The 20,608-nt window shown below is 65.0% G+C and carries 21 protein-coding genes and 1 tRNA gene; 3 read left to right on the top strand and 19 right to left on the bottom strand.

Annotated features, from left to right (window positions below; translation table 11 throughout):
• The 5 genes from cysD to ACUY1T_RS14505 form a co-directional block, all read right to left on the bottom strand.
• The coding region (cysD, locus tag ACUY1T_RS14525; protein WP_446023966.1) for a sulfate adenylyltransferase subunit CysD at nucleotides 1-513 on the bottom strand (513 nt) is incomplete at its 3' end.
• A gap of 119 nt (nucleotides 514-632) precedes the next feature.
• Nucleotides 633-1,367, bottom strand: a complete 735-nt coding sequence (locus ACUY1T_RS14520) for a phosphodiesterase (RefSeq protein ID WP_446023982.1) — start codon at nucleotides 1,365-1,367, stop codon at nucleotides 633-635.
• Entirely contained in the window at nucleotides 1,367-1,816 is a 450-nt protein-coding gene (locus ACUY1T_RS14515; protein ID WP_446023964.1) for a DUF1249 domain-containing protein, read from the bottom strand. Before ACUY1T_RS14515 ends, ACUY1T_RS14520 begins: the two co-directional genes overlap by 1 nt.
• 1 nt (nucleotide 1,817) lies before the next feature.
• Entirely contained in the window at nucleotides 1,818-2,462 is a 645-nt protein-coding gene (locus ACUY1T_RS14510; RefSeq protein ID WP_446023962.1) for an NUDIX domain-containing protein, read from the bottom strand.
• A 112-nt stretch (nucleotides 2,463-2,574) separates the two neighbouring features.
• Nucleotides 2,575-3,210 carry a hypothetical protein gene (locus tag ACUY1T_RS14505; RefSeq protein WP_446023960.1) on the bottom strand — a complete coding sequence of 212 codons (636 nt, stop codon included), beginning with the start codon at nucleotides 3,208-3,210 and terminating at the stop codon, nucleotides 2,575-2,577.
• A gap of 172 nt (nucleotides 3,211-3,382) precedes the next feature.
• On the opposite strand from ACUY1T_RS14505, the gene greB reads away from it, so the two are divergent.
• Entirely contained in the window at nucleotides 3,383-3,931 is a 549-nt protein-coding gene (gene greB, locus ACUY1T_RS14500; protein WP_446023958.1) for a transcription elongation factor GreB, read from the top strand.
• Here the strand turns inward: greB and ACUY1T_RS14495 are convergent.
• Genes ACUY1T_RS14495 through ACUY1T_RS14485 form a run of 3 tightly spaced genes read right to left on the bottom strand, consistent with a single transcriptional unit; the run spans nucleotide 3,901 to nucleotide 7,261 of the window.
• Nucleotides 3,901-4,911 carry a methyltransferase gene (locus ACUY1T_RS14495; RefSeq protein ID WP_446023956.1) on the bottom strand — a complete coding sequence of 337 codons (1,011 nt, stop codon included), beginning with the start codon at nucleotides 4,909-4,911 and terminating at the stop codon, nucleotides 3,901-3,903. The two genes, greB and ACUY1T_RS14495, sit on opposite strands and share 31 nt — an antisense overlap.
• Nucleotides 4,911-5,717: a methyltransferase domain-containing protein gene (locus ACUY1T_RS14490; protein ID WP_446023954.1), complete on the bottom strand. Its 807-nt coding sequence runs from the start codon at nucleotides 5,715-5,717 to the stop codon at nucleotides 4,911-4,913. Before ACUY1T_RS14490 ends, ACUY1T_RS14495 begins: the two co-directional genes overlap by 1 nt.
• Before the next feature lie 35 nt (nucleotides 5,718-5,752).
• Entirely contained in the window at nucleotides 5,753-7,261 is a 1,509-nt protein-coding gene (locus ACUY1T_RS14485) for an amidase (protein ID WP_446023952.1), read from the bottom strand.
• Between the two features lie 118 nt (nucleotides 7,262-7,379).
• On the opposite strand from ACUY1T_RS14485, the gene ACUY1T_RS14480 reads away from it, so the two are divergent.
• Nucleotides 7,380-7,456, top strand: a tRNA-Arg gene (locus ACUY1T_RS14480).
• A 247-nt stretch (nucleotides 7,457-7,703) separates the two neighbouring features.
• Entirely contained in the window at nucleotides 7,704-7,961 is a 258-nt protein-coding gene (locus tag ACUY1T_RS14475) for a hypothetical protein (protein ID WP_446023951.1), read from the top strand.
• Nucleotides 7,962-8,026: 65 nt separating this feature from the next.
• Here the strand turns inward: ACUY1T_RS14475 and ACUY1T_RS14470 are convergent, their stop codons facing one another.
• The 11 genes from ACUY1T_RS14470 to ptsP form a co-directional block, all read right to left on the bottom strand.
• On the bottom strand, nucleotides 8,027-8,833 hold the full coding sequence (locus ACUY1T_RS14470) for a sulfite exporter TauE/SafE family protein (RefSeq protein WP_446023949.1): 807 nt from the start codon (nucleotides 8,831-8,833) through the stop codon (nucleotides 8,027-8,029).
• A gap of 74 nt (nucleotides 8,834-8,907) precedes the next feature.
• Nucleotides 8,908-9,669, bottom strand: coding sequence for a fumarate/nitrate reduction transcriptional regulator Fnr (fnr, locus tag ACUY1T_RS14465; RefSeq protein WP_446023947.1), 762 nt, complete (start codon nucleotides 9,667-9,669; stop codon nucleotides 8,908-8,910).
• Between the two features lie 236 nt (nucleotides 9,670-9,905).
• On the bottom strand, nucleotides 9,906-11,078 hold the full coding sequence (locus ACUY1T_RS14460) for a porin (RefSeq protein WP_446023945.1): 1,173 nt from the start codon (nucleotides 11,076-11,078) through the stop codon (nucleotides 9,906-9,908).
• Nucleotides 11,079-11,759: 681 nt separating this feature from the next.
• Entirely contained in the window at nucleotides 11,760-12,908 is a 1,149-nt protein-coding gene (locus ACUY1T_RS14455; protein ID WP_446023943.1) for a ProQ/FINO family protein, read from the bottom strand.
• 114 nt (nucleotides 12,909-13,022) lie between these two features.
• Nucleotides 13,023-13,541, bottom strand: a complete 519-nt coding sequence (locus tag ACUY1T_RS14450) for a dihydrofolate reductase (RefSeq protein WP_446023941.1) — start codon at nucleotides 13,539-13,541, stop codon at nucleotides 13,023-13,025.
• The gene (locus tag ACUY1T_RS14445) at nucleotides 13,538-14,392 is read right to left on the bottom strand and encodes a thymidylate synthase (RefSeq protein ID WP_446023939.1); all 855 of its coding nucleotides are present in this window, start codon (nucleotides 14,390-14,392) and stop codon (nucleotides 13,538-13,540) included. Before ACUY1T_RS14445 ends, ACUY1T_RS14450 begins: the two co-directional genes overlap by 4 nt.
• A gap of 80 nt (nucleotides 14,393-14,472) precedes the next feature.
• Nucleotides 14,473-15,267 (bottom strand): prolipoprotein diacylglyceryl transferase, encoded by a 795-nt coding sequence (lgt, locus tag ACUY1T_RS14440; protein ID WP_446023937.1) that lies wholly within the window; start codon nucleotides 15,265-15,267, stop codon nucleotides 14,473-14,475.
• A 7-nt stretch (nucleotides 15,268-15,274) separates the two neighbouring features.
• Nucleotides 15,275-16,069 (bottom strand): sulfite exporter TauE/SafE family protein, encoded by a 795-nt coding sequence (locus ACUY1T_RS14435; protein WP_446023936.1) that lies wholly within the window; start codon nucleotides 16,067-16,069, stop codon nucleotides 15,275-15,277.
• Entirely contained in the window at nucleotides 16,066-17,442 is a 1,377-nt protein-coding gene (locus ACUY1T_RS14430; protein ID WP_446023934.1) for a response regulator, read from the bottom strand. Before ACUY1T_RS14430 ends, ACUY1T_RS14435 begins: the two co-directional genes overlap by 4 nt.
• 38 nt (nucleotides 17,443-17,480) lie before the next feature.
• Nucleotides 17,481-18,302, bottom strand: coding sequence for an NRDE family protein (locus ACUY1T_RS14425; RefSeq protein WP_446023932.1), 822 nt, complete (start codon nucleotides 18,300-18,302; stop codon nucleotides 17,481-17,483).
• A 10-nt stretch (nucleotides 18,303-18,312) separates the two neighbouring features.
• Nucleotides 18,313-20,574, bottom strand: a complete 2,262-nt coding sequence (gene ptsP, locus ACUY1T_RS14420; RefSeq protein ID WP_446023981.1) for a phosphoenolpyruvate--protein phosphotransferase — start codon at nucleotides 20,572-20,574, stop codon at nucleotides 18,313-18,315.
• Between the last annotated feature and the right edge of the window lie 34 nt (nucleotides 20,575-20,608).

Below are 20,608 nucleotides of genomic sequence, written 5' to 3'. Positions count from 1 at the left end.
CGAAAACACCCGCTCCTTGGCACGGCTGGCTTCCTCGTCGCGGCGGGCACCGCCGAAGGCGGCGTCGAAGCCGTACTTGTCCAGCGCCTGCTTGAGCGCCTGGGTCTTCATTACGTCGGTATAGCCGCTTGAGCCGTGATCGAAGGGGTTGATGCCGGCGGCACGCCCCTCCTCGTTGGTGTGCACCAGCAGCTCCATGCCCACCTCGGCGGCCATGCGGTCGCGGAAGGCGATCATCTCGCGGAACTTCCAGGTGGTGTCGACGTGCAGCAGCGGGAACGGCGGCGGCCCGGGATAGAAGGCCTTGCGCGCCAGATGCAGCATCACCGAGGAGTCCTTGCCGATGGAGTACATCATGACCGGGTTGCGGAACTCGGCCGCCACCTCGCGGATGATGTGGATCGACTCGGCTTCCAGCTGCTGAAGATGGGTCAGCCGGCGCGGTGACAGGGATGCCTGCGAGCCGGCAACCTGGGATACCGGCTGTTGCTCGGGAGCTTTGAGACTGGTCATCGGCCCGGGTACCTCGCATGACGATGGGCAGTAAGGATCATGCGCACAGGGTAACGCCGGGTCGATAATAACGTAAAAGAATGATTACCTATCTTTTTAGATCAAAAACGAATCGAACATCACAGATCGACGCGCTCGACCCAGGTCAGCCACGCTTCGCCGCTCAGATCGAAGACCCGGTAGCCCGGTCGCGACGCCTCGTCGATCGCGAAGCCGTCGGAGCCGCCCAGGAACTGGTCGGTGGTCGAGGGGCAACCGTAGACCATGACCTCGCCGTGCTCGAGTCGCTGGCGGCCGGCAAAGGCCTGGTGGATATGTCCGCAGAGGATGGCCTTGACCTGCGGGAATGGCGCCAGCGCCTGCCACAGGGCGTCGCGATCCCGGAGGCCTATCTCGTCGAGCCATGCCGAGCCGACCGTGAGCGGCGGATGGTGCATGACCAGCAGCGTAGGACGCTCATCCTGCTCCAGGCGTCCGATCAGTTCGCCGATCCGCTCCTCGCCCAGTTCACCATGGGCATGGCCCTTGACGCAGGTATCCGCGACCACCAGCCGCCAGTTGGCCAGGTCGATGTCGTCGTGGATGGCCTTGATGTCCCTCATCAGCTCCTGCTGATCATGGTTGCCACCCAGCCAGAACCAGGGACACTCCAGCGTCGAGAGGATCCGGTGAGCATGCTGGTAGGAAGCCGCCGTCTCGTCCTGGCTGATGTCGCCGCTGACGATGACCATATCCGGGCGCTCGGCCCGCACGGCCGCCACCACCGATTCGAGCTGACGCATCGGGAAGCCGGCGCGGGAACGGGCGCCGGGGTCGGCATGCAGGTGGCAGTCGCTGATCTGGACCAGCCGCATCATCCGGGCTGCTCCGTGACGTTGGTCGGGTGCCCGTGAGCCAGGCCATGGGCGAGCCATTCACCCAGGAAGCGGTTGAGCTGAAGCTTCTCGTCGGGCTGGAACATGCGCACGTTGGGATAGCGGTAGCGACCGTTGAAATGACGCTCGCGCTGGAAGTCAGTGACCTCGGCCATGCGCACGTCGTGGTAGAGATGCACGCGCATGCGGGGCGGCTCGATGACGGCATCCATCAGGCTGCTCTGGCTCACACGAGCGATGGTGGTATAGGGCGCCTGCTCCAGCACCGACAGCCATAGGGTGCCGAACCGGCCACGTCCGCCGGTCAACTCGAACTCGCGCGTCTCGCCTGCCCCCAGGTCGCCCAGCAGCCGTACCAGGCGCAGGTAATTGGCGCTGCATTCACCCTGCAGGCTCTTCAGATCGGTGACATAGGCGGTTCTCGCCACGCTACCCCCTTGCACGTAGTGATGCTCGTTCGGCCGCCAACCAGTAGAAGGCGATCAGACACATGGCATTGTCGAGTCGCCCAGCCTGCAAGAGTTCCCAGGCCTGCTTAAACGGTAACACGTGGACGCGGATATCCTCATGCTCTTCGTCGAGGCCATGCACGCCTCCCAGCCCGTCACAATCGACCAGGGCACAGAACAGCGTCACTCGCTCGGAGCAGGCGCCGGGGCTCGGATAGTAGGTGTGCAGCTCGATCAGATCACAGACCTCGCAGCCGGCTTCTTCCATGGCTTCTCGTCGGGCCACTTCGGCCGCGCTCTCGCCCGCCTCGATCAGACCGGCGACGATCTCGAGTTTCCACGGCGACTCGGGATCGTCCAGGGCACCGGCACGGATCTGCTCGACCAGCACCACGCAGTCCCGTTCGACATCATAGAGCAGCACGCCCACGGCATCGTGGCGCACATGCACTTCACGCACCATCTCACCGCTCCAGCCGCCCTCGAACAGGCGATGGCGCAAGTGCACCTCGTCCAGGCGAAAGAAGCCCTGATGCAGGCAGCGACGCTCGATCAGCTCGACGTCGGCACCGCTGAAGCTGGGCAGGCTGTCGGCATCCCGGCCACAATCATGATTATCGGTCATGCAAACCTCCGAGTCTGCGAATGGCGACCATTATCATGACCGGAGCCGGCTATGCCAACCGCCACATGCCGAATCCACGCGCCCCACGAACGAGGCGCATGGGCAAGTCGTGTCAGAGCCGAGCGAGCAGCGCCCGGGCCTGCTCGCGCAGCGCCTCGTCCGAGGCCTGACGATCCTCGCGGGCGGTGCCGTCGACGGCACGCTGGGCATGCTCCCGCGCTTCCGCCCGGCGCCCCTCGTCCTCGAGGAAGGCGGCATAGTAATAGTTGACGTCGATACCGTCGGGGCGAATCTCGAGGGCGCGCTGAAACATGCGCTCGGCGGTGTCGCTGTTGCCGAATCCAATGGGCCTGCCCGGCGCACGATCGTACAGGGCGCCCAGCGTGACGTAGGCCGAGCCGTTGCCTCCCTGGGGATCGATCTCGATGGCGCGTTCCAGGGCATCGCGAGCGGAACGGGCGCTGCCGAGCGCCCCCAAGCCGCTGCGCTCACGGGCATGCGAGGCCTCGATGATGCCGTACCAGATCAGCGGCTGGGCGGCACCAGGGTTCGCTTGTACCAATCGCTCCGCTTCCTCGGAGAGCGACTTGAGCGAGCCGCGGCGCTGACCTTCGGCCTGCCGGGTGGTGACCTGCTCCCAGCGCTGCTTGAGCGCCTCGACCTCACTCTCCCAGGCCAGGGCACCTGATAACGGTGCGAGCAGAAGGCCAGCGCCCAGGGCGGCGGCGAGTAGTTGACGTCGTAGCATGTCCAGACTCCTTTCTTACCTAGTGAGGATTTGTTCTTGGATACGGCGTTGCCGACCTTCCAGAATGTAACGAACGTTTGAATGATACGCCAGTCCGATAATCAGGTGGGCCTGGCTCACCGGGGATCAATGGCGTATGTTGCCAGTCTCGCCAGAAAGAGGAAGCAAAGGCATGAAGGGCCGCAACATGACGCGCTGGCGCGACCCGGCCAAGGATCCGCGCCAGGAACCCAAGAGCAACCTGATCACCGCCGAGGGGGCGGCGCGCCTGCGCGGCATTCTCGACCACCTCTCGCGGGTCAAGCGCCCCGCCCTCTCGGCCAAGGTGGGTGAAGCCGCGGCACTGGGCGACCGTAGCGAGAACGCCGACTACACCTACAACAAGAAGGAACTCAACCGGGTCATCTCGCGCATCCGCTACCTGACCAAGCGGCTCGACGAACTGCAGGTGGTGGACCGCCTGCCGGCAGATACCGAAAAAGTGTACTTCGGCGCCTTCGTCACTCTCGAGGACGAGGAAGGCGAGGAGATTCATATCCGCATCGTGGGCCACGACGAGACCGATACCGCCAAGCGCTGGATCAGCGTCGATGCGCCGCTGGCCAAGGCGCTGCTGGGCAAGTCGCTGGACGACGACGTCACGGTGAAGGCACCGGCCGGCGATACGACCTACGTCATCACGGATATCGCCTACCGGGACCCCACCACCCCCGCCCGATAGACCCGAAAGCGCCGGTCATCGGCCTGGATCTCGAAGCTACCGAAGGCATTCTGCAGCAGGTCCGGATAGGGCAGGAAGGCATTAGCCACCAGCCATATCTCCCCACCGGGCAGGAGATGCCCAGACGCCTCGCGGATCAGGCGCCCAGCGGGTCCATAGTCGATGCTGCGCTCCTGGTGAAACGGTGGATTGCTGACGATGGTGCCAAAGCGTTGCCCGGCGAGCGCCGAGTAGACGTCGCTGGCCAGGGCCTGCCCTTCGAGCCCATTGGCGGCAAGGGTGCGCCGGGTCGCCTCCACCGCGAAGGCGTTGACGTCGACTGCCGTCACGGTGTGGCCACGGCGCGCCAGCCAGGCGGCGAGAATACCGTCACCACAGCCCATGTCGAGTACGTCCTGCGCCCGTTCAGGCCCTGGCAGATGACGCTCGAGCTGGTCGAGCAACAGACGAGTGCCGTCGTCGAGCTTGCCGTGGCCGAATACGCCGGGGTGGCTGGCAAGCCACAGCCCCTCGGCTTCGAAAGTGGTCCAGGCCGCATCCGGATCGATGCCGACATTGCCGAGGCGCGTCTCGAACAGGATGCAGCGCCGAGCGCTGTCGCGCTTGCGGCAGCCCAGCCCCAATGCCGCCAGCACCTTGAGTACGCGCTTGATGCCGCCCTGGTTCTCGCCGACCAGTTGCAGCGGCGTGCCCGGCGGCAGGTTGGCGCACAGCCACAGCAACCACCACTCACCGAGCGCATGACTCTTGGGCCAGAACAGAACTGCACCGGACGGTTCACCAACGGAGCCGGCAGCGAACGGCGAGCAGGCCGTGCGGTCGCGTTCGCGCCAAGCCTGCAGCACGCCATGGTCGGCGCTGACGACACTCCCCTGCCCCGCCTCGAGCCAGGCATCGCGCGGCGGCGCCACCCACAGCCAGCCGCGATAGTCGGCCTCCTGGCGTTCCAGCAGCTGACATACCGGCGTTTCGGCACTCATCAAGCGTCCTCCTTGCACGACCGTTCGCTCTCCTTCACCAGCGTATAGAGCAAGTAGCGTCCCAGCCGCCAGTGCGGCTCGGCCTGGCAGTAGCGCAGCTCCAGTGCCACTAGCCGCTGCCAGTCGTCCTCGCTCGCCGGAGGATGGCGCAGGTAATCGTGAAAGATGCGAATCCCCGCCACCGAGCGAATCGAAAGCCCGCATTCCTGGCTCCAGGAGAATATCTGGTCATGACACAGCGGTGAAATGGGCGTCAACCGCTGGCGCCTGCCGGTGCCCTCGAGGCGGTCGTCCAGCGCCTTCTGCAGGTTGCCCTTGACCACGTTGGACAGGCGCAGCGCATCGCGATTGAACACCATCAGCGACAGCTGGCCGCCGGGTGCGAGCCCATCCGCCAGCGTGGCGAAGGCAGCACGTGGATCGCTGAGCCACTCCAGCACGGCATGGCAGGCTATCAGCGGCCACGGACCGCTGGCACGCTCCGGTATCGCCTGCAGCGGGGCCTGAACGAAGCTCACCGGCAGTCCGCACAGCACCTCCCGGGCTTGCTCGAGCATATCGCCGGCCGGCTCCAGTAGCGTGACAGGGTGGCCATGCTGGGCGAACCAGGCGGAGAGCTGCCCCAGCCCGCCGCCCACGTCCAGTACCGGCTGGCCGTCGAGTTCGAGCATGGCCGGCAGCAGCTCGTCGAGCATGGCCAGGCGCAGCGCGCCGCGCGGACCGCCATAGAGGCTGCCGGCGAACTTATTGGCCAGGCCGTCGAAGTGACGGTCGCCGGCAGGCGAAAGCGGTGCGGAATCATTCATGGCAGAGCCTGGCAAAAGCGGGTGTGGCGCGCATTCTACCTGTCTTGCAGGAGTCTGGGCAGGTGTTGCCCCCAGCGCACCTCGGCCTCGACCTGTGCCGCCAGCGCCAGCAAACGGCACTCGTCGCCCATGGCGCCGACCACTTGCACGCCGACCGGCAGGCCCTGCGCGGTAATGTGCAACGGCAGCGACATGGCCGGCTGCCCGGTGAGATTGGCCAGTTGGGTATAGGGCGTGCGAGCCAGGGCGTCACGCGCCAGATGGCGCAGCATGTTCGCCTTGAGTGCCAGTGCCGGCAGGCCGGGAATCCCCAGCAGCGACATCAAGCGTTCATGCGCAGGCGGAGGGTAGAGTTCTCCTAGCCGCGGCGCCGGTGCCGCGGCAACCGGCATCAGCAGTACGTCATGGCGGCGATGAAACACCCCCATGGCCCGCGCCGCCGCATTCCAGTCGCGCTTGGCCAGCTCGTAGTCGCGTACCGGCAGGCTACGCCCCAGTCGAGCGATGGCGCGAGTCGAAGGTTCGATGTCCAGGCGTGAGACGGGAACGCCGGTCTCGCGGGCAATCCAGGCAAGGTCGGCGCTGAGATGACCGAGATAGAGCGTCAGATAGGCAGTGGCGAGGCGCTGGCCATCCACCGGCGGATCAGCCCACTCGACGTGGTGACCGAGCCCTTCGAGCGTTCTTGCCGCCGCTTGCACCGCCTGGCGCACCTCGGGGTCGAGCACGGTACCGAGCGGCCTGCCCAAGGGCTCTCCCAGCGAAACTGCCACGCGCAACGGCTCGGGCGGGCGCTCGAGCGCCGCCAGGAAGCTCTGTTCGCGCTTTACAGGGTAAGGGCCGCCCTCGTCCATGCCGTTGGTGGCGTCGAGCAGCGCGGCACTGTCCCGCACCGAGCGAGTCACGGCATGTTCCACCACGGCGCCCTGCCACACCTCGGCGTGCAAGGGACCCAGCGGCACCCGCCCACGCGAGGGCTTGAGCCCGAACAGTCCGCAGTAGCTGGCGGGAATCCGGATCGAGCCGCCACCGTCGCCGGCCATCGCCAGCGGCACCAACCCTGCGGCAACCGCCGTGGCCGCGCCACCGCTGGAGCCGCCCGGCGAGTGTCCGCTGTTCCAGGGATTGACGGGATGCGGGAAGGCCCGCGGCTCGGTGATACCCATCAGTCCCAGCTCGGGGGTGGCCGTCTGGCCAAGGATGACGAACCCCGCCTGACGCAGGCGTGAAACCAGGGTCGAGTCCATTGGCGGCTTCCACTCCGCCAAGGCCGCGCTGCCGAAGGCCAGTGGCTCGCCCTCGATGGCCATCAGCAGATCCTTGGTCAGGGTCGGTACGCCGGCAAACGGCAACCCGGCATCGATAGCATCGGCTTCGGTCCGGGCACGCTCGAAGCGCGTGCGAACCACTGCCCCGAGGCGTGGATTGCCTTGCTCGATGGCACGGCAGGCGACCTCGAATACCTCCTCGCGACTCACCTGCCGACGGCGAATCAGCTCGGCCAACCCCAATGCATCGTGGCGTCGATACTCCTCGATCTCCATTTGCTTTCCAGGCTTCCCAGACAGCACGATGATGGCGGGTCGGCTCCGTACTTGGCAACCCGTGCCAGGCAAGCGGTTTAACTTGACGCCACAAGCCCTTATAATGCGCAGCCGTGCTGCCCCCATAGCTCAGCTGGATAGAGCGTCCCCCTCCTAAGGGGAAGGTCTCAGGTTCGAATCCTGATGGGGGCGCCAATCAAGCCCCTTGCTACCTCTTTTTCTGTCCGTGCCCGTCGTCAACTCTGACTGATAGAAAGTGAGAGAATCTCAAGCCGCCTTGCCATTCTTCAGATGCAGACTCTGCAGGTCCGGTATGTCGCATACAGCGGCCGAAGGATCTGCGTGCGGCTACATATCGCTCATAAGCGGTAACATGACGGTCATCCGTTTCGTGCTAGGATGATGCTGGCAATAATGGTGAACTTTCAGGCAGGAGGCCAGGATGTTTCAACGCACAAGGAAAGTCGCGTGTCCCGAATGCAACGGCAGCAATTTCTGGAACGGCAACCCGAAGCCAACGGACGTGCTGCACTGTCGCTATTGCGATGCCATCGTCATCAGCTATACCGAATACGTGGAACAGACGGCCAAGCGTGAGGCCGAGCGGCTGCTCGCGGAATTCGTCGAAACCGACGTTTCACGCGATCTCGCTCACCTCAAGGCCGTATTGGCAACTCCCGACCGGCGGACAAGCCCCTGAGGTCCCTCGGCCGGCGCGGCCACCCGGTACAGGGTGGCCGTTTCATTTTTCCCGGCATTGACTGCCTAGGCCGTGAAGACGGCATACACCATCTGCAACGCCAACCCCATCAGCATGAACGCAAAGATTCGCTTGAGCATGGCCACGGGCAGGCGATGCGCCAGCTTTGCCCCGACCGGCGCCATCAGGATGCTGAACGGCGCCATCAACAGCAGCGCCGGCAGGTAGACGAAGCCCAGCGCGGCGCCAGGCAGGCCGGGCACCCCCCAGCCGTTGATCACATAGCCAAGGGCACCAGCGAGTGCAATGGGCAAGCCAGCGGCAGCAGAGGTGCCGATGGCCTTGGGCAACTTGACGTTGCACCAGGTCAGGAACGGCACGGTCAACGAGCCACCGCCGATGGCCACTAGAGCCGACACCCCACCGATACCCAGCCCTGCACCGCCGAGGCCGAGCGCGCCAGGAAGGCTTCGCGTCGGCTTGGGCTTGAGATTGGCCAACATCTGCAGCGACATCAGGATCATGAAGCAGGCAAAGAAGACCGCCAGGCCCCGGGTCGGTACCAGGGCGGCAATGAACGTGGCCAGGAAAGTCCCCACCAATATGCCGGGTGTCAGGTAGCGAACGATCTCCCAGCGCACGGCGCGGTGACGTTGATGCGACAGAAGGCTTGCCGTGGAAGCGGGAATGATGGCGGCCATCGCCGTACCCAGCGCCAGGTGGGCCAGATGCTCATGCGGCACGCCCTGGATGACGAATAGGGTGGTCAGGATCGGGACCATGATGCCGCCACCGCCAATGCCCAACAGGCCGGCCATGATACCGACCAGCCCCCCCAAGGCCACGTAGGCCAACCACCAGATAAGGTCCAAAGCCGCTCCTCGCGCAGGATCAGGGTTGAACAGGCGAGCCAGTCTATCAGAAAAGCAACAATCGGACGGGGAGGCTAGGCTGGGCTGAGCCGGCACCCTGCGCCCATGCCTTCCTGTGCCAGAGCCACGAGCGCCTCCCGGTCGTGAATGGTCAACTCACGGCCGCTGACGCTGAGCACGTCCTGTTCCTGAAAGCGGGCCAGCATGCGGCTGACGGTTTCCAGTGCCAGGCCGAGATAACTGGCGATGTCGGAGCGGGACATGGAGAGGCGGAAACAGTAGGGCGAGTAACCACGGCTGCGGAAACGCTCGGAGAGCCCCAACAGGAAGCTCGCCAGGCGCTGGTCGGCGGAGCGCCCCGAGAGCAGGCACAGCGTGCGCTGGTCGTTGCGCAGCTCGCGACTCATGCAGCGGTAGAGCTGCCCGCGCAGCTCCGGCAATTGCTCGGCGAGATCCTCCAGCCGGGTGAACGGCAGCTCGCAGACGAAGGTTGATTCCAGCGCCACCACGCTGCTGTGGTAGCGCGGCTCACCGATACCGTCCAGGCCGACGATCTCTCCCGGCAGGTAGAAGTTCATTACCTGCCCGCGCTGGCCGGGCTGGGCACCCACACTCTGCTTCAGGCTACCGGAGCGCACCACGTAGAGGCTGGTGAAGCGCCCGCCCTGGCGCACCAAGGCCTCGCCGCGCTTGAGGACCTGCGGCAGCTTGAGGATGGTATCAAAGGATTGCAGCGCATCGTGCTCGAGCCCCAAGGGCAGGCAGCGAGCATGCAAGGCACAGCGCTTGCAGCGGGCCGCACCGGCCGAAGGCCGCAACAGGGGCTGGGGCTTCATCAGCGGACTCCTCTCCTCGTTGACGAATCGGCAGGCTTCGATTCTGACCCGCTCCGCCGCGGCTGTCCCGCATGGGCGACACTCACGGCAGCGAAACGAAAGCTTTATTGACTTGCATCAAGAGAGAGAAGGCATCGCTGAATGGCAGAAAAAAGAAAACCGGCCCCGAAGGGCCGGTTCTGTCGTCGCTGGAAGCGACGTGTCTTCTATCGATCGCTTGCCGTTAGGCAGGGCGATTAGAAGTGGTAGCGAGCGCCAACCAGCCAGTACAGGTTGTCGTTATTCTCATCAACATCGACGCCAGAGTCAGTGCTGATAGTGATGTCGCCCTGATCACGACGGTTCAGCTCGGCAAAGACGTCGAAGTTGCTGGACACCTTGTAGTAGCTGCCAAGAGCCCAGGCAGTGCGGCTGTCAGCGTTGTCCGGGCTTACGCGGTAGACGTCGGCGTTGAAGGCCCACTGACCCAGGGAGTAGGTGGCACCCAGACCCCAGACATCGTAACCGGAATAACGGTTGTATTCGGCACGCGCCGCTTCTTCCTCAGCCTCGGTAGTAGCAGCATCAAAGGCATCGGCCGCAGCTTGACGACCTGCGCTGTTAGAGTCCTGAGTCTCGTAACCCAGACGCGCAGAGAAGTTGTCATTGAAGGCGTAGGAAGCAGTCGCGCCGTAGATGTTCTCGTCGGCGCCGCGACGATCACGATTGGTGTAACCGGTAGAAATCAGGTTGTTGTCGTCGCGATCCTGGGCAAAACCAACGGCCAGACGCAGACCTTCCCACTGGTACTTGACGCCACCCTGGACGTTGATCACGGAGGAGCGATCTTCGCCGTCCACGTAATCCAGGCCGTTACCGGTGTAGTGCTTGCCCATCAGGAAAGCCTGGAAGCCAGCGAGGTCAGGGGTGATGTAACCGAGGGAGTCACCACGAGCCTGCAGGTCGCCGCCAGCACCGCCCTTGGAGAACTCGAAGCCACGGTCGATGTAGACGTCGAACGGCGCCATGACATGGCTGTTGTAGAAGCTGTCGAAGTTACCCGCCATCACGGTACCGAACGGCTGGCTCTCGAGGCCGATATAGCTGTGACGCACTTCGGCAAAACCGCCGGACTGGTCACGCTCGTCGCCCTTGAAGCGCCACTCGACGCGGCCGAAGGCGCGCAGGTCACGGCTGATGTCATGGCTCATGCTGATGCCAAGACGCGAGTAGACATCCTTGAACTCAGTACCACCGGCTTTCGGGTCGAGCTGGTCGTCCTCATGACCACCACCGGAGATGCCCATGGCGATACGGCCGTTGATGATCAGCTGAGTGCCGTCCTGGTCGTAAACGGTGGCGGCCTGTGCAGCAGTGGCGCCGTAAACCATGGCACCGGCAATGGCAGTCGCTAACAGTGTCTTTTTCATCGCGATAGTTCCTTTCACTAGCTTACTGTTTCGATCGTTACTACACGGATCGGTGATCGGTGCAGGTAGCTTGCCGGGCATGGGTCCCGCCGTACGTGGCTCGGTTCCTTCTCAGGAAGCGCCAGGGCCGGTCATGACCTCAGCGAAGCCTTGTTATAGTCCAATGCTCGCAGGTAGAACTCTATACCGGGGAAAATGGGAACGCAATAAGAAAAAACACTGTTTTCCTTCGACGCCCGCCTCCCCGACGGAACTTTTCCCTGCTGATGCGGTCTTGGGCGCTCCCGCCCGGGGCCGCGTGCCGCAGGCAATGGCAGTCAGTATGCCTGGCAGCGATGAGCCCGCACATCATGCCCCGCTGATAGAGGAGAGGCAAGAGCGGTCTTTAACGCTAGGCTTCGGCCGAAAGCTGGCTGCGCTTGGCCATACGGCGTTAAAAGTCAGCTCAAGGTACTCATTTACACCCAGTAACTCCGCCCTTGGGCTCACGACATCCCTATCGCTCGCTCTTCGAGCAGCGGAGCTGCCCAAATCGGCTTTCCTGCCGATTTGTCGCTGACTTTTGCCTTGCGACCCACAAGGATATGAGGATATGGGAAGTGCGTTGGCCCGTAGGGAACGGGCCTAGCCCTGGCCTGCGCTCGCCGATCTTTCAGACGAAGCCTGGCCAGGCCTGGGTCCTCAATGCCCTTTCGCCTGGCCATTGTGCTTGGCCAGCAGGGCGGAGAGTTTGGCCTCGAGGCGAGCCTCGGGGTCGGCCGGGGTGGCGGGCGTATCGGTTGGAGCCTCTTTTCCTGCCGGGCCAGACTTGGCGCCATGTGCCGCCGGCCTGGGCTTGGCCTTGCGCGGCTGGCCTTCGGCGCCTTCGCCGCTGCGGGTACTCTTGCCGTCGCGCTGAAGCGCTCCGCCCGACGTGCGGCCACGCTCACGCCGCTCGCTCTGCAGGCGTTCCAGCTTGCGCTTGGCATATTCGGCGGCCTGGGCATCGACGTTGCCGGCGGGGGCGCCATCGAGGTCGATGCGTTCGGCGCCTTCACGCACGGCCTTGAGGTAGCGCGGCAGGTTGACGTAGCCCGCCAGGGCCCGGCGCACCAGTTTCTCGGGCCAGGGTTCGCGGGCGGCGAGGTCGTGATGGATGCCCACCTTGAGCGGCCGGGTATGGCCCTTGAAGAAGGTATTGGGGTAGCGCTGGTACCACTGCTTCAGCAGTGCATCGGCGGAAGGCGCCTGTTCGATGGCAAGCCGCCCCTGGCGCTCATCCTGAGCAGCCGAAGCGTCCCCTTCCTGCGCTTGATCCCGCGCTTGTTCCGATTCTTGCGTTTCCGCTTGGCCTTGCCCGGCCCCAGGCTCGCTCACTGTCGCGGCGGGCGCTGGCGGCCGAGAAGCTGCGAAGGGGCTTGAAGGTTCGGACGCTGCGCCTGCCGATGGCTCGTTTGGTGGCTGTGCCTGCCCGCGCTCGGTGCCGTCACTCGCCTCGCGTTCGGCGCTCTCCAGCGTTGAATCCTCACGTGGGCGCTGGCCCATCAGCGCCGCGAGCCCTTGGGCACGGCGCCCCGGGCCGGGGAAGACGGGCGCCGGCTCGCCCTTGCGCAACCGCTCGCGCAGGCGGGCGTTGTCCTCCTCGAGCTCGCGATTCTGCTCATCGAGCTCGCGGTTTTCTTCCATCAATTCGAGGCGGGCTGCCTCCAGCTCCTGCTTCGCCGCTTCGGCTTCGGCGAGCCGGGCTTCCAGCTGCTCTATCTTCGTGTGGCAGCCATGCAGCTTCTCGAGCACATCGGCGGCGCGAGCCTCCAGAGCACTGAATAGGTGACGTGAACTTTGTTCAATCAAAACCAGCATCCTCCTGGCAGGCTCACGTTGACGACACAGCGATGGATATCGGTTGGGCAAGCTTCCATGATCCAGCAAGTGTGTGCCACAAGCGAGGCGCTGACAATGTGCAGTTCAACGGCGCTCGTATTGCACGAAGTTGTAGTTCGGCTGGCCCGGGTGGGGCGTGCCCGGCACCCGCTGCACCTCTTGCCACTCGCTCGCGTCCAGTTCGGGGAAACGGGTGTCGCCCTCCACCTCGACATCCACCTCGGTCAGGTAGATACGGCTGGCATGGGGCAGCGCCTGGGCGTAGATCTCGCCGCCGCCCATCACCATGATCTCCTCGACGGCGTCGATGGTGGCCTGTTGGTCGGCCAGGAATAGCGCCGACTCGAGGTCGTGGCAGACGCGCACGCCATCGTGCCGGAAGGTTTCGTCCCGGGTCACCACGATATTGAGCCGGCCCGGCAGCGGCCGGCCAATGGAAGCGAAGGTCTTGCGCCCCATGATCAGCGGCTTGGCCTGGGTCATGCGCTTGAAGAACTTGAGGTCTTCGGGCAGGTGCCAGGGCAGCTTGTTGTCGACGCCGATCACGCCGTTACGCGACACCGCGGCGATCATCGCCACCGGCACCAGGGTCTCGTCCGTCATACCGCCACCTCGGCCTTGATATGGGGATGGGGGTCGTAGCCGTCGATGGCGATGTGCTCGAAGCGGAAATCGAACAGGGAGTCGACGCTGGGGTCGAGCACCAGCCGGGGCGCCGGGCGCGGCGTGCGTGACAGCTGCAGCTCGGCCTGCTCCAGGTGGTTGAGATAGAGGTGCGCATCGCCTAGGGTGTGCACGAAATCACCCGGCTCGAGCCCCGAGACCTGAGCGATCATCTGGGTCAGCAGCGCATAGCTGGCGATATTGAACGGCACGCCGAGGAAGATGTCGGCGCTGCGCTGGTAGAGCTGGCAGGAGAGCCGCCCCTCGGCCACGTGGAACTGGAACAGGCAGTGGCACGGCGGCAGCGCCATCTCGTCGACCAGCGCCGGGTTCCAGGCGGAAACGATCAGTCGCCGTGAGCGGGGATTGGTGCGAATCTGCTCCAGCAGCTTGGCGATCTGGTCGACGTGGCCGCCGCGGGGGTCGGGCCAGCTGCGCCACTGGTAACCATAGACGGGCCCCAGGTCGCCGTTTTCGTCGGCCCACTCGTCCCAGATACTGACCCCGTTTTCCTTGAGATAGGCGACGTTGGTATCGCCGCGCAGGAACCACAGCAGTTCGTGGATGATCGAGCGCAGGTGGAGCTTCTTGGTAGTCACCAGCGGAAAGCCACGGGAGAGATCGAAGCGCATCTGGTGGCCGAAGACCGAGCGCGTGCCGACCCCGGTACGGTCCGAACGCTCGACGCCATGCTCCAGCACCTGCCGCATCAGGTCCAGGTAGGGTTGCTCAAGAGCGGGCTTTTCGAGGGCAGGCTGTTCGAGAGCGAACTGGGGGTTGTCATCTGGCATCGTTGACGGACTCTGCATGGAATGTTCGATAGGCCGAGAGTCTATCGCCTCTCGGCCTGGCGTCCTACTCCCGTTCGGTATCACTGCGTGACCTGCGCTTCATCCACCGGCTGGCGCCGTGACCAGGCGATCAACACGATGCCGAAGGCGATCATCGGCAGCGTCAGCAGCATGCCCATGGTGAACCAGCCAAAGGCGAGATAGCCGATATGGGCATCCGGCAGGCGGAAGAACTCCACCATGAAACGGAACACGCCGTAGAGCAGCAGGAACAGGCCGGAAACCAGTCCGCGCCGACGCGGCCTGGCCGACACCCACCACAGGATGACGAACAGCACGAGACCTTCGAGCAAGGCCTCATAGAGCGACGTGGGATGGCGAAGCTCCGGCCCCATGCCGGGAAACGGCATGCCCCAGGGCAGCTCGGTGACCCGCCCCGGCAATTCACGATTGATGAAGTTGCCGATACGCCCCGCGCCCAGGCCAATGGGCACCATGGGAGCGAAGAAGTCGGTCAGCGTGAAGAAGGCCATGCGCTTCTTGCGTGCGAACCACAGCGCCGCCAGCAGCACGCCGATCAGGCCGCCGTGGAAGCTCATGCCGCCATCCCACACGCGAAACACCCACAGCGGATCGGCGGCCCACTGGCCCAGGCCGTAGAACAGCACATAGCCCAGGCGGCCGCCCACCACCACGCCAACGGCGGCGTAGAACAGCAGGTCGCCGACGTCGTCCCGGGTCAAGCCGAAGCGCTCGGCCCGTAGCCGGCCGAGCCACCAGGCGCCAACGAAGCCGACGACGTACATCAGGCCGTACCAGTGCACCTGGAAGGGGCCAAGGGAGATAGCGACGGGATCGATATCGGGATAGTTCATGGTTACCTCAGAACAGGAAGCGGAGCCCCACGATCAACAGTAGCGCGGCAAAGGCGAGCCGCAGCGTGCGGGCCGAAAGCACATGGGCCAAGCGCACGCCGAGCCTGGCGAACGGTACGCTGGCGAGCACGATACCGAGGAAAGCGGGCCACATCACGAAGCCGGTGGCGCCCACCGGCAACGAGGGACGGTTCCAACCCACCACGATGAAAGTCAGCGCGCCGAACAGCGCGATGGGCAGGCCACAGGCGGCGGAGGTGCCCACCGCCTGGGTCATGCTGGCGCCGCAGCGGGAGAGCCAGGGCACGCTGAGTGTTCCCCCGCCGATACCGAACAGCGCCGAGACGCCTCCGATGACCAAACCGGCAACCCCCATGCCCAGCCGCCCCGGTGCCGCACGACCTGCCCTGGGACCTATTCCCAGCGCCATCCTGAGAGCCACCAGCACCACGAAGACGCCGAACAGGGTGCCCAACAGTCCGCCCGACAGTGCACCGGCCACGAACACACCGACCACCGCACCCAGCACCAGCCCGGGGAGCAGGGACATGAACCACTCGCGACGGATGCTGCCTCGCTGGTAGTGCGCCCAGGCCGAGGAGGCCCCGGTAACGAAAATGGTGGCCAGCGAGGTGCCGATCGCCAAGTGCATGGCGATGCCGGCATCCACGCTCTGCAGGCCAAAGGCGAAGGCCAGGGCCGGCACCATGATCAAGCCACCGCCAACGCCGAACAACCCAGCCATGGTACCGGCCGCCGCACCCAGCACCAGGTAGCCGAGAAGCGTGAGAGCCACGGTCATGTCGATGAAGATTCCTCGAATGCGTCGGGTCGCCAACGCTGCAGCAGCTCGATCAGTTCCCGTGGCCCGTAGGGCTTGGCCAGGTAGTCGTCCATGCCAGCATCGTGAAAGCGCCGCCAGTCGCTCTCGGTGGCATTGGCCGTCAAGGCCACCAGAATGCTGCGGCCGGCATCGGGCGGCTGTACTTCCTGCTCGCGCCAGCGCCTGGCGGCTTCGACGCCGTCCATTTCCGGCATGAAGATGTCCATCAACACTAGGTCGTAGGTATGCTGCCGCTGGCGCTCCAGCGCCTCCAGGCCGCTGGCAACGCTATCGACCCGTAGCCCCTGCCGCTCCAGCACCTGGCTCGCCAGCATGCGATTGACCGGGCCGTCGTCGACGACCAGCACGCGCAGCGGGCCAGCCTGATCGGACGAAAGCCGCGCATCGCGCAGCGTCTCTTCGCCCTGCTCACCCGCCAGGCTGCTTATCAGCAGCAGGATGTCGGCGATGCGCTCCCTCAACTGAGCGTGGCGGTGCGGATCGACTCGATCACTGGCGCCCTTCATCTCTTGGGACAGTTCGGACAACAGCGGCTCCAGCTCACGCTGCAGCAAGGTCAGGTAACGCGATTTCAGCCGTGAGTCCTCACGGGCACGTTCCCTGGCGGCCAGCAGCCCCCCGAGCTCATGCGTACTGGCGCGCTCGAAGAGCAACAGCTGATAGGGGGATGCATCCAGCCACTCCACCTGAAAGGTGCGCCAGCGGCTTTCGCCATCCAGTACCTGCACCTCGGCCGGCTTGCTTCCCGCCGCCTCGGTAGCGATCAAGCGAGTCGCGGGGTCCTGCCCCTCCAGTGCCTCCTGACTATCTCCAAGAAGCTGTTCCATGGCCAGATTGGCGCCCACGATTCGCCCGTGATAAAGCAGCATGACCGGGCGCTGGCTGGTCATCAGCAGGCCATCCAGGCTTGGCACCAGCCCGAGCCTGGACTGCAACTCGACCATGCCATCATGCAGCTTCTCCAGCCGCCCAGTGACCGAGCCTTCGTAGTACGAAAGCTGCCTGGGCAACCCCAGCCAACGCGGCAACAGCTGTTCGGTCTCCTGCAGCAACCGCTCGATGCGGCCGAGCCGGGATTCGATCTGGTTCTCGCACTCATACATCCTGTGACGCAGCTGCAGGAGGAACGCCGAAACGGTCAGGGCGGTGCCCACCAGCAAGGCCAACAGCAGCCAGGCGGACTCGGCCCAGGACGTCGGGTCGGGGGTAGCCACCCACAGCACCACCCCCACCAACAGGCAGAGCAATACCAGGGCTGCCTGGGCCAACAGCAGCGGCCAGAGCAGCGGCCAGATCAGGTACGACCAGAAGCGGTCCTTGCGTGTTCCCACGGGCATTTGCGTCCCTGTGCCAAGCAGTGGCTGTGAGTTTACGCCGACGGGCCTCGGCTGTCATGGCAGCCAGAGGCGCGTAAGTGCATGCATTGTAGAGCAATTCTCTCCCGAGTCGTGCCAAGCGACGTGCCCCCTGGGCCGTAGCGATGCTCCTCGAGCATGATGATGCTCGCGTCGGCGTTCCACTCCAGCCAAGTCGTGGCACGGGTACCGTACTGCTCGCCAACGATGAACGGGGGCGACAGGCGTCGCTCCAATTCCAGGCCGACGCCGGTGTCCGGCAAGTGGTGGTCGTCGACCGGCCGGCTATCCGACAGCGCGCTCAGCGCATCCTCCGGCCAGCGCCGTCGCAGCGCCGTCGCTAGCCCCTGTCGGGCGGCGATCAGCTTGGGCCAGGGGGTGTCGAGGCTGGCGTTCGAAAGACCATGAATGCCGGGCATCACCTCCGAGAGCAGCAGCCGCTCCCGGCTGCGGTGAAGATGCCAGAGCCGGTGACCATCGCTGGCCAGCAGGTTGAAGCCGGCGTAGCGCCAGCCCTCGCCCTCGGCCAGCCTGGCCAGCCACTCGGTCAAGTCAGGGCACTCAAGCGCTTCGCGTACGAGATGCCCCCTACTCGGGGTATCGGCCGTCACCTTGAGCGCAGGATCGCGCACGTTGGTGACCGCTGCCACACGCCCACGGCGATGCACCGCCAGCCAGCCGCCGCCAGCCTCGAGGTCACGGCCACCGACGATGTCGGGCGCCCCCTTCCAGATCTCGAGCGGTGCCGTCGGCCGCTGATGGAATTCGTCGCGGTTGGCTATCAGCCGCAGCGGCACGGACGTTCCCGGACGGAAGTCGAAGGCGATGAGACACATGGGGTGACGTTCAGTCCCGCGGTGGCAACAGATGCGCCAGCTGCCATTCGCTCAGCCGCGTGAACAGATGGCTGCGCACCGCAGCTGGCGTGTTCAGGGCAAGGGTTTCACGCACCAGCGCCTTGGCGGCATCGAGGGAGACCCGGCGTATCGCCGCCCTGACACGCGGCAGGCTGGGGGCATTCATGGAGAGCGAGTCGAAGCCCATGCCCATCAGCAGCAGCGCCCCGGCCGGGTCGCCGGCCAGCTCACCGCACACCGAGATAGGCTTCTTCAGCCGTGCCGACTCCTCGGCCAGGCGCGCCATGGCGCACAGCACGGCCGGATGACAGGCGTCGTAGAGACTCGCCACGCGGGGGTTGTTGCGATCCACTGCCAGCAGGTACTGAGTCAGGTCGTTGCTGCCGACGGAGAAGAAGTCGGCACGCTCGGCCAGGGCGTCCAGTTGATAAAGCGTGGCCGGTACTTCCAGCATGACGCCGACCTTGGGTCGCGGCGTCACGATGCCCTCCTCGCCCAGCTCGCGAATGGCACGATCGAGCAGGCGCAGCGCATCGTCGACCTCGTCGACGTTGGTCACCATGGGCAGCAGGACCTGCAGGTTGTCGAGCCCCTGGGAGGCGCGCAGCATGGCACGCAATTGCACCATCAACACTTCGGGGTGATCGAGGGTGACACGGATGCCACGCCAGCCGAGGAAGGGGTTGGCCTCCTCGATTGGGAAATAGGGCAGGTCCTTGTCGCCGCCGATATCCAGCGTGCGCATCACCACCGGCAGCGGCGCGAAGCTCTCCAACTGATCGCGATAGAGTCGCGCCTGCTCCTGCTCGCCCGGGAAGCGCTCGGCGATCATGAAGGGCACTTCGGTGCGATACAGCCCTACGCCGCTGATACGCTTCTTGAGCGATACCGTGGTATCGATGGCCAGGCCGGTATTGACCATCAGCGGCATGACGTGGCCATCCGGGGTTTCGCTGGGCAGGTCCTGCTCGTGCTCGAGCACTTCGACCAGCGCCGCCTCTTCGGCGATCAAACTCCGATAGCGGGTCTTGAGTTCGTCCGTTGGCCGCACGAACAGGCGCCCACGGTGTCCATCGAGCACCACCTCGGCCCCGGAGAGGCGCGGCAACGGCAGGTCGACCATGCCCAGCACGGTGGGAACCCCCATGGCGCGCGCGACGATCGCCACGTGGGAAGTGCTCGAGCCACGCACCGACACCAGCCCGGCAAGCCGCTCCCTCGGCACCTCTCCCAGCGTGGCGACGCTGATCTCGTCGCCCACCAGGATGGTGCTCTCGGGGAAGTTACCGGGGATCTGCGGCGTCTCTTCCTGGAGGTGGGCCAGCACCCGTCGACCCAGATCGCGCACGTCGGCGGCCCGTTCGCGCAGGTAGTCGTCATCGACCCGCTCCAGATACTGCACGTGGCGGCGTACCACGTCGGCCAGGGCACCGGGCGCCCACTGCCCTTCACGAATGCGCTTCTCCACTTCCTGGGAGAGCGCCGCCTCGCTGAGCATCTGCTGGTAGACCTCGAACAGGGCCAGCTCCTGGGCCGAGATGCGGCTGGCCAGGCGCTCGCCCGCTGCGCGAATCTCCTCGCGCACGCGCTCGATGGCCTCCTTGAGGCGCACGATCTCGTATTCGACATCGGTCGGGATCAGGTCGGGCACGCTGTCCAGGTCGGCCAGCGGCGCCACCACCACCACCTCACCGATGGCCATGCCGGGCGAGGCGGCAACGCCGATAAACAGTGCCTGCCCCCCTGGCAAGGCGGGCCGACTGAGGCTACCGGTCGCCAGGGCATGCGCCAGTACGCCGGCAAGCTGCGCCCCCATGGTGATGAGGAAGGCTTCGTCTTCTTCGTCGTAGCGGCGCTTCTCCGCCTGCTGCACGACAAGCACCCCGAGCATGCGGCGCTGATGGATGATCGGCACACCGAGGAAACTGGAGTAGCGCTCCTCGCCGGTGGCTTTGAAGTAGCGAAAGCGCGGATGTGAGGGAGCATCCTCGAGATTGAGCGGCTCCTCACGTTCGGCCACCAGGCCGACCAGGCCCTCGCCCACCCTCAGGCTCACGTGCCCCACTGCCTGGCTGTGCAGACCGATGGTTTCCATCAGCACGAGTTCCTGGGTCTCGCCATCATGAAGATAAAAGGAGCACACGTCGGTGTGCATGGCCTTGCGGATACGACGAACCATGGTCGCCAGTGCCGCATCGAGATTGCGAGCCCCATTGACTTCCTGTATGACCCGGCGCAGCACCTCCAGCATCGGCGTCTTGCTTTCCATTGTTGTCTTCCCTCGC

The organism is Billgrantia sp. Q4P2, from assembly GCF_052806135.1.
Note: the sequence above shows the minus strand (reverse complement) of the source record. Positions and strands in the feature narration are given on the sequence as shown.

What these genes read in the sequence shown, in the direction of transcription:
- ACUY1T_RS14520 (WP_446023982.1), bottom strand. Translation starts at nt 1,367, where the DNA reads ATGCGGCTGGTCCAGATCAGCGACTGCCACCTGCATGCCGACCCCGGC.
- ACUY1T_RS14510 (WP_446023962.1), bottom strand. Translation starts at nt 2,462, where the DNA reads ATGACCGATAATCATGATTGTGGCCGGGATGCCGACAGCCTGCCCAGC.
- ACUY1T_RS14505 (WP_446023960.1), bottom strand. Translation starts at nt 3,210, where the DNA reads ATGCTACGACGTCAACTACTCGCCGCCGCCCTGGGCGCTGGCCTTCTG.
- greB (WP_446023958.1), top strand. Translation starts at nt 3,383, where the DNA reads ATGAAGGGCCGCAACATGACGCGCTGGCGCGACCCGGCCAAGGATCCG.
- ACUY1T_RS14495 (WP_446023956.1), bottom strand. Translation starts at nt 4,911, where the DNA reads ATGAGTGCCGAAACGCCGGTATGTCAGCTGCTGGAACGCCAGGAGGCC.
- ACUY1T_RS14490 (WP_446023954.1), bottom strand. Translation starts at nt 5,717, where the DNA reads ATGAATGATTCCGCACCGCTTTCGCCTGCCGGCGACCGTCACTTCGAC.
- ACUY1T_RS14485 (WP_446023952.1), bottom strand. Translation starts at nt 7,261, where the DNA reads ATGGAGATCGAGGAGTATCGACGCCACGATGCATTGGGGTTGGCCGAG.
- ACUY1T_RS14475 (WP_446023951.1), top strand. Translation starts at nt 7,704, where the DNA reads ATGTTTCAACGCACAAGGAAAGTCGCGTGTCCCGAATGCAACGGCAGC.
- fnr (WP_446023947.1), bottom strand. Translation starts at nt 9,669, where the DNA reads ATGAAGCCCCAGCCCCTGTTGCGGCCTTCGGCCGGTGCGGCCCGCTGC.
- ACUY1T_RS14460 (WP_446023945.1), bottom strand. Translation starts at nt 11,078, where the DNA reads ATGAAAAAGACACTGTTAGCGACTGCCATTGCCGGTGCCATGGTTTAC.
- ACUY1T_RS14450 (WP_446023941.1), bottom strand. Translation starts at nt 13,541, where the DNA reads ATGACGGACGAGACCCTGGTGCCGGTGGCGATGATCGCCGCGGTGTCG.
- ACUY1T_RS14445 (WP_446023939.1), bottom strand. Translation starts at nt 14,392, where the DNA reads ATGCCAGATGACAACCCCCAGTTCGCTCTCGAACAGCCTGCCCTCGAA.
- lgt (WP_446023937.1), bottom strand. Translation starts at nt 15,267, where the DNA reads ATGAACTATCCCGATATCGATCCCGTCGCTATCTCCCTTGGCCCCTTC.
- ACUY1T_RS14435 (WP_446023936.1), bottom strand. Translation starts at nt 16,069, where the DNA reads ATGACCGTGGCTCTCACGCTTCTCGGCTACCTGGTGCTGGGTGCGGCG.
- ACUY1T_RS14425 (WP_446023932.1), bottom strand. Translation starts at nt 18,302, where the DNA reads ATGTGTCTCATCGCCTTCGACTTCCGTCCGGGAACGTCCGTGCCGCTG.
- ptsP (WP_446023981.1), bottom strand. Translation starts at nt 20,574, where the DNA reads ATGCTGGAGGTGCTGCGCCGGGTCATACAGGAAGTCAATGGGGCTCGC.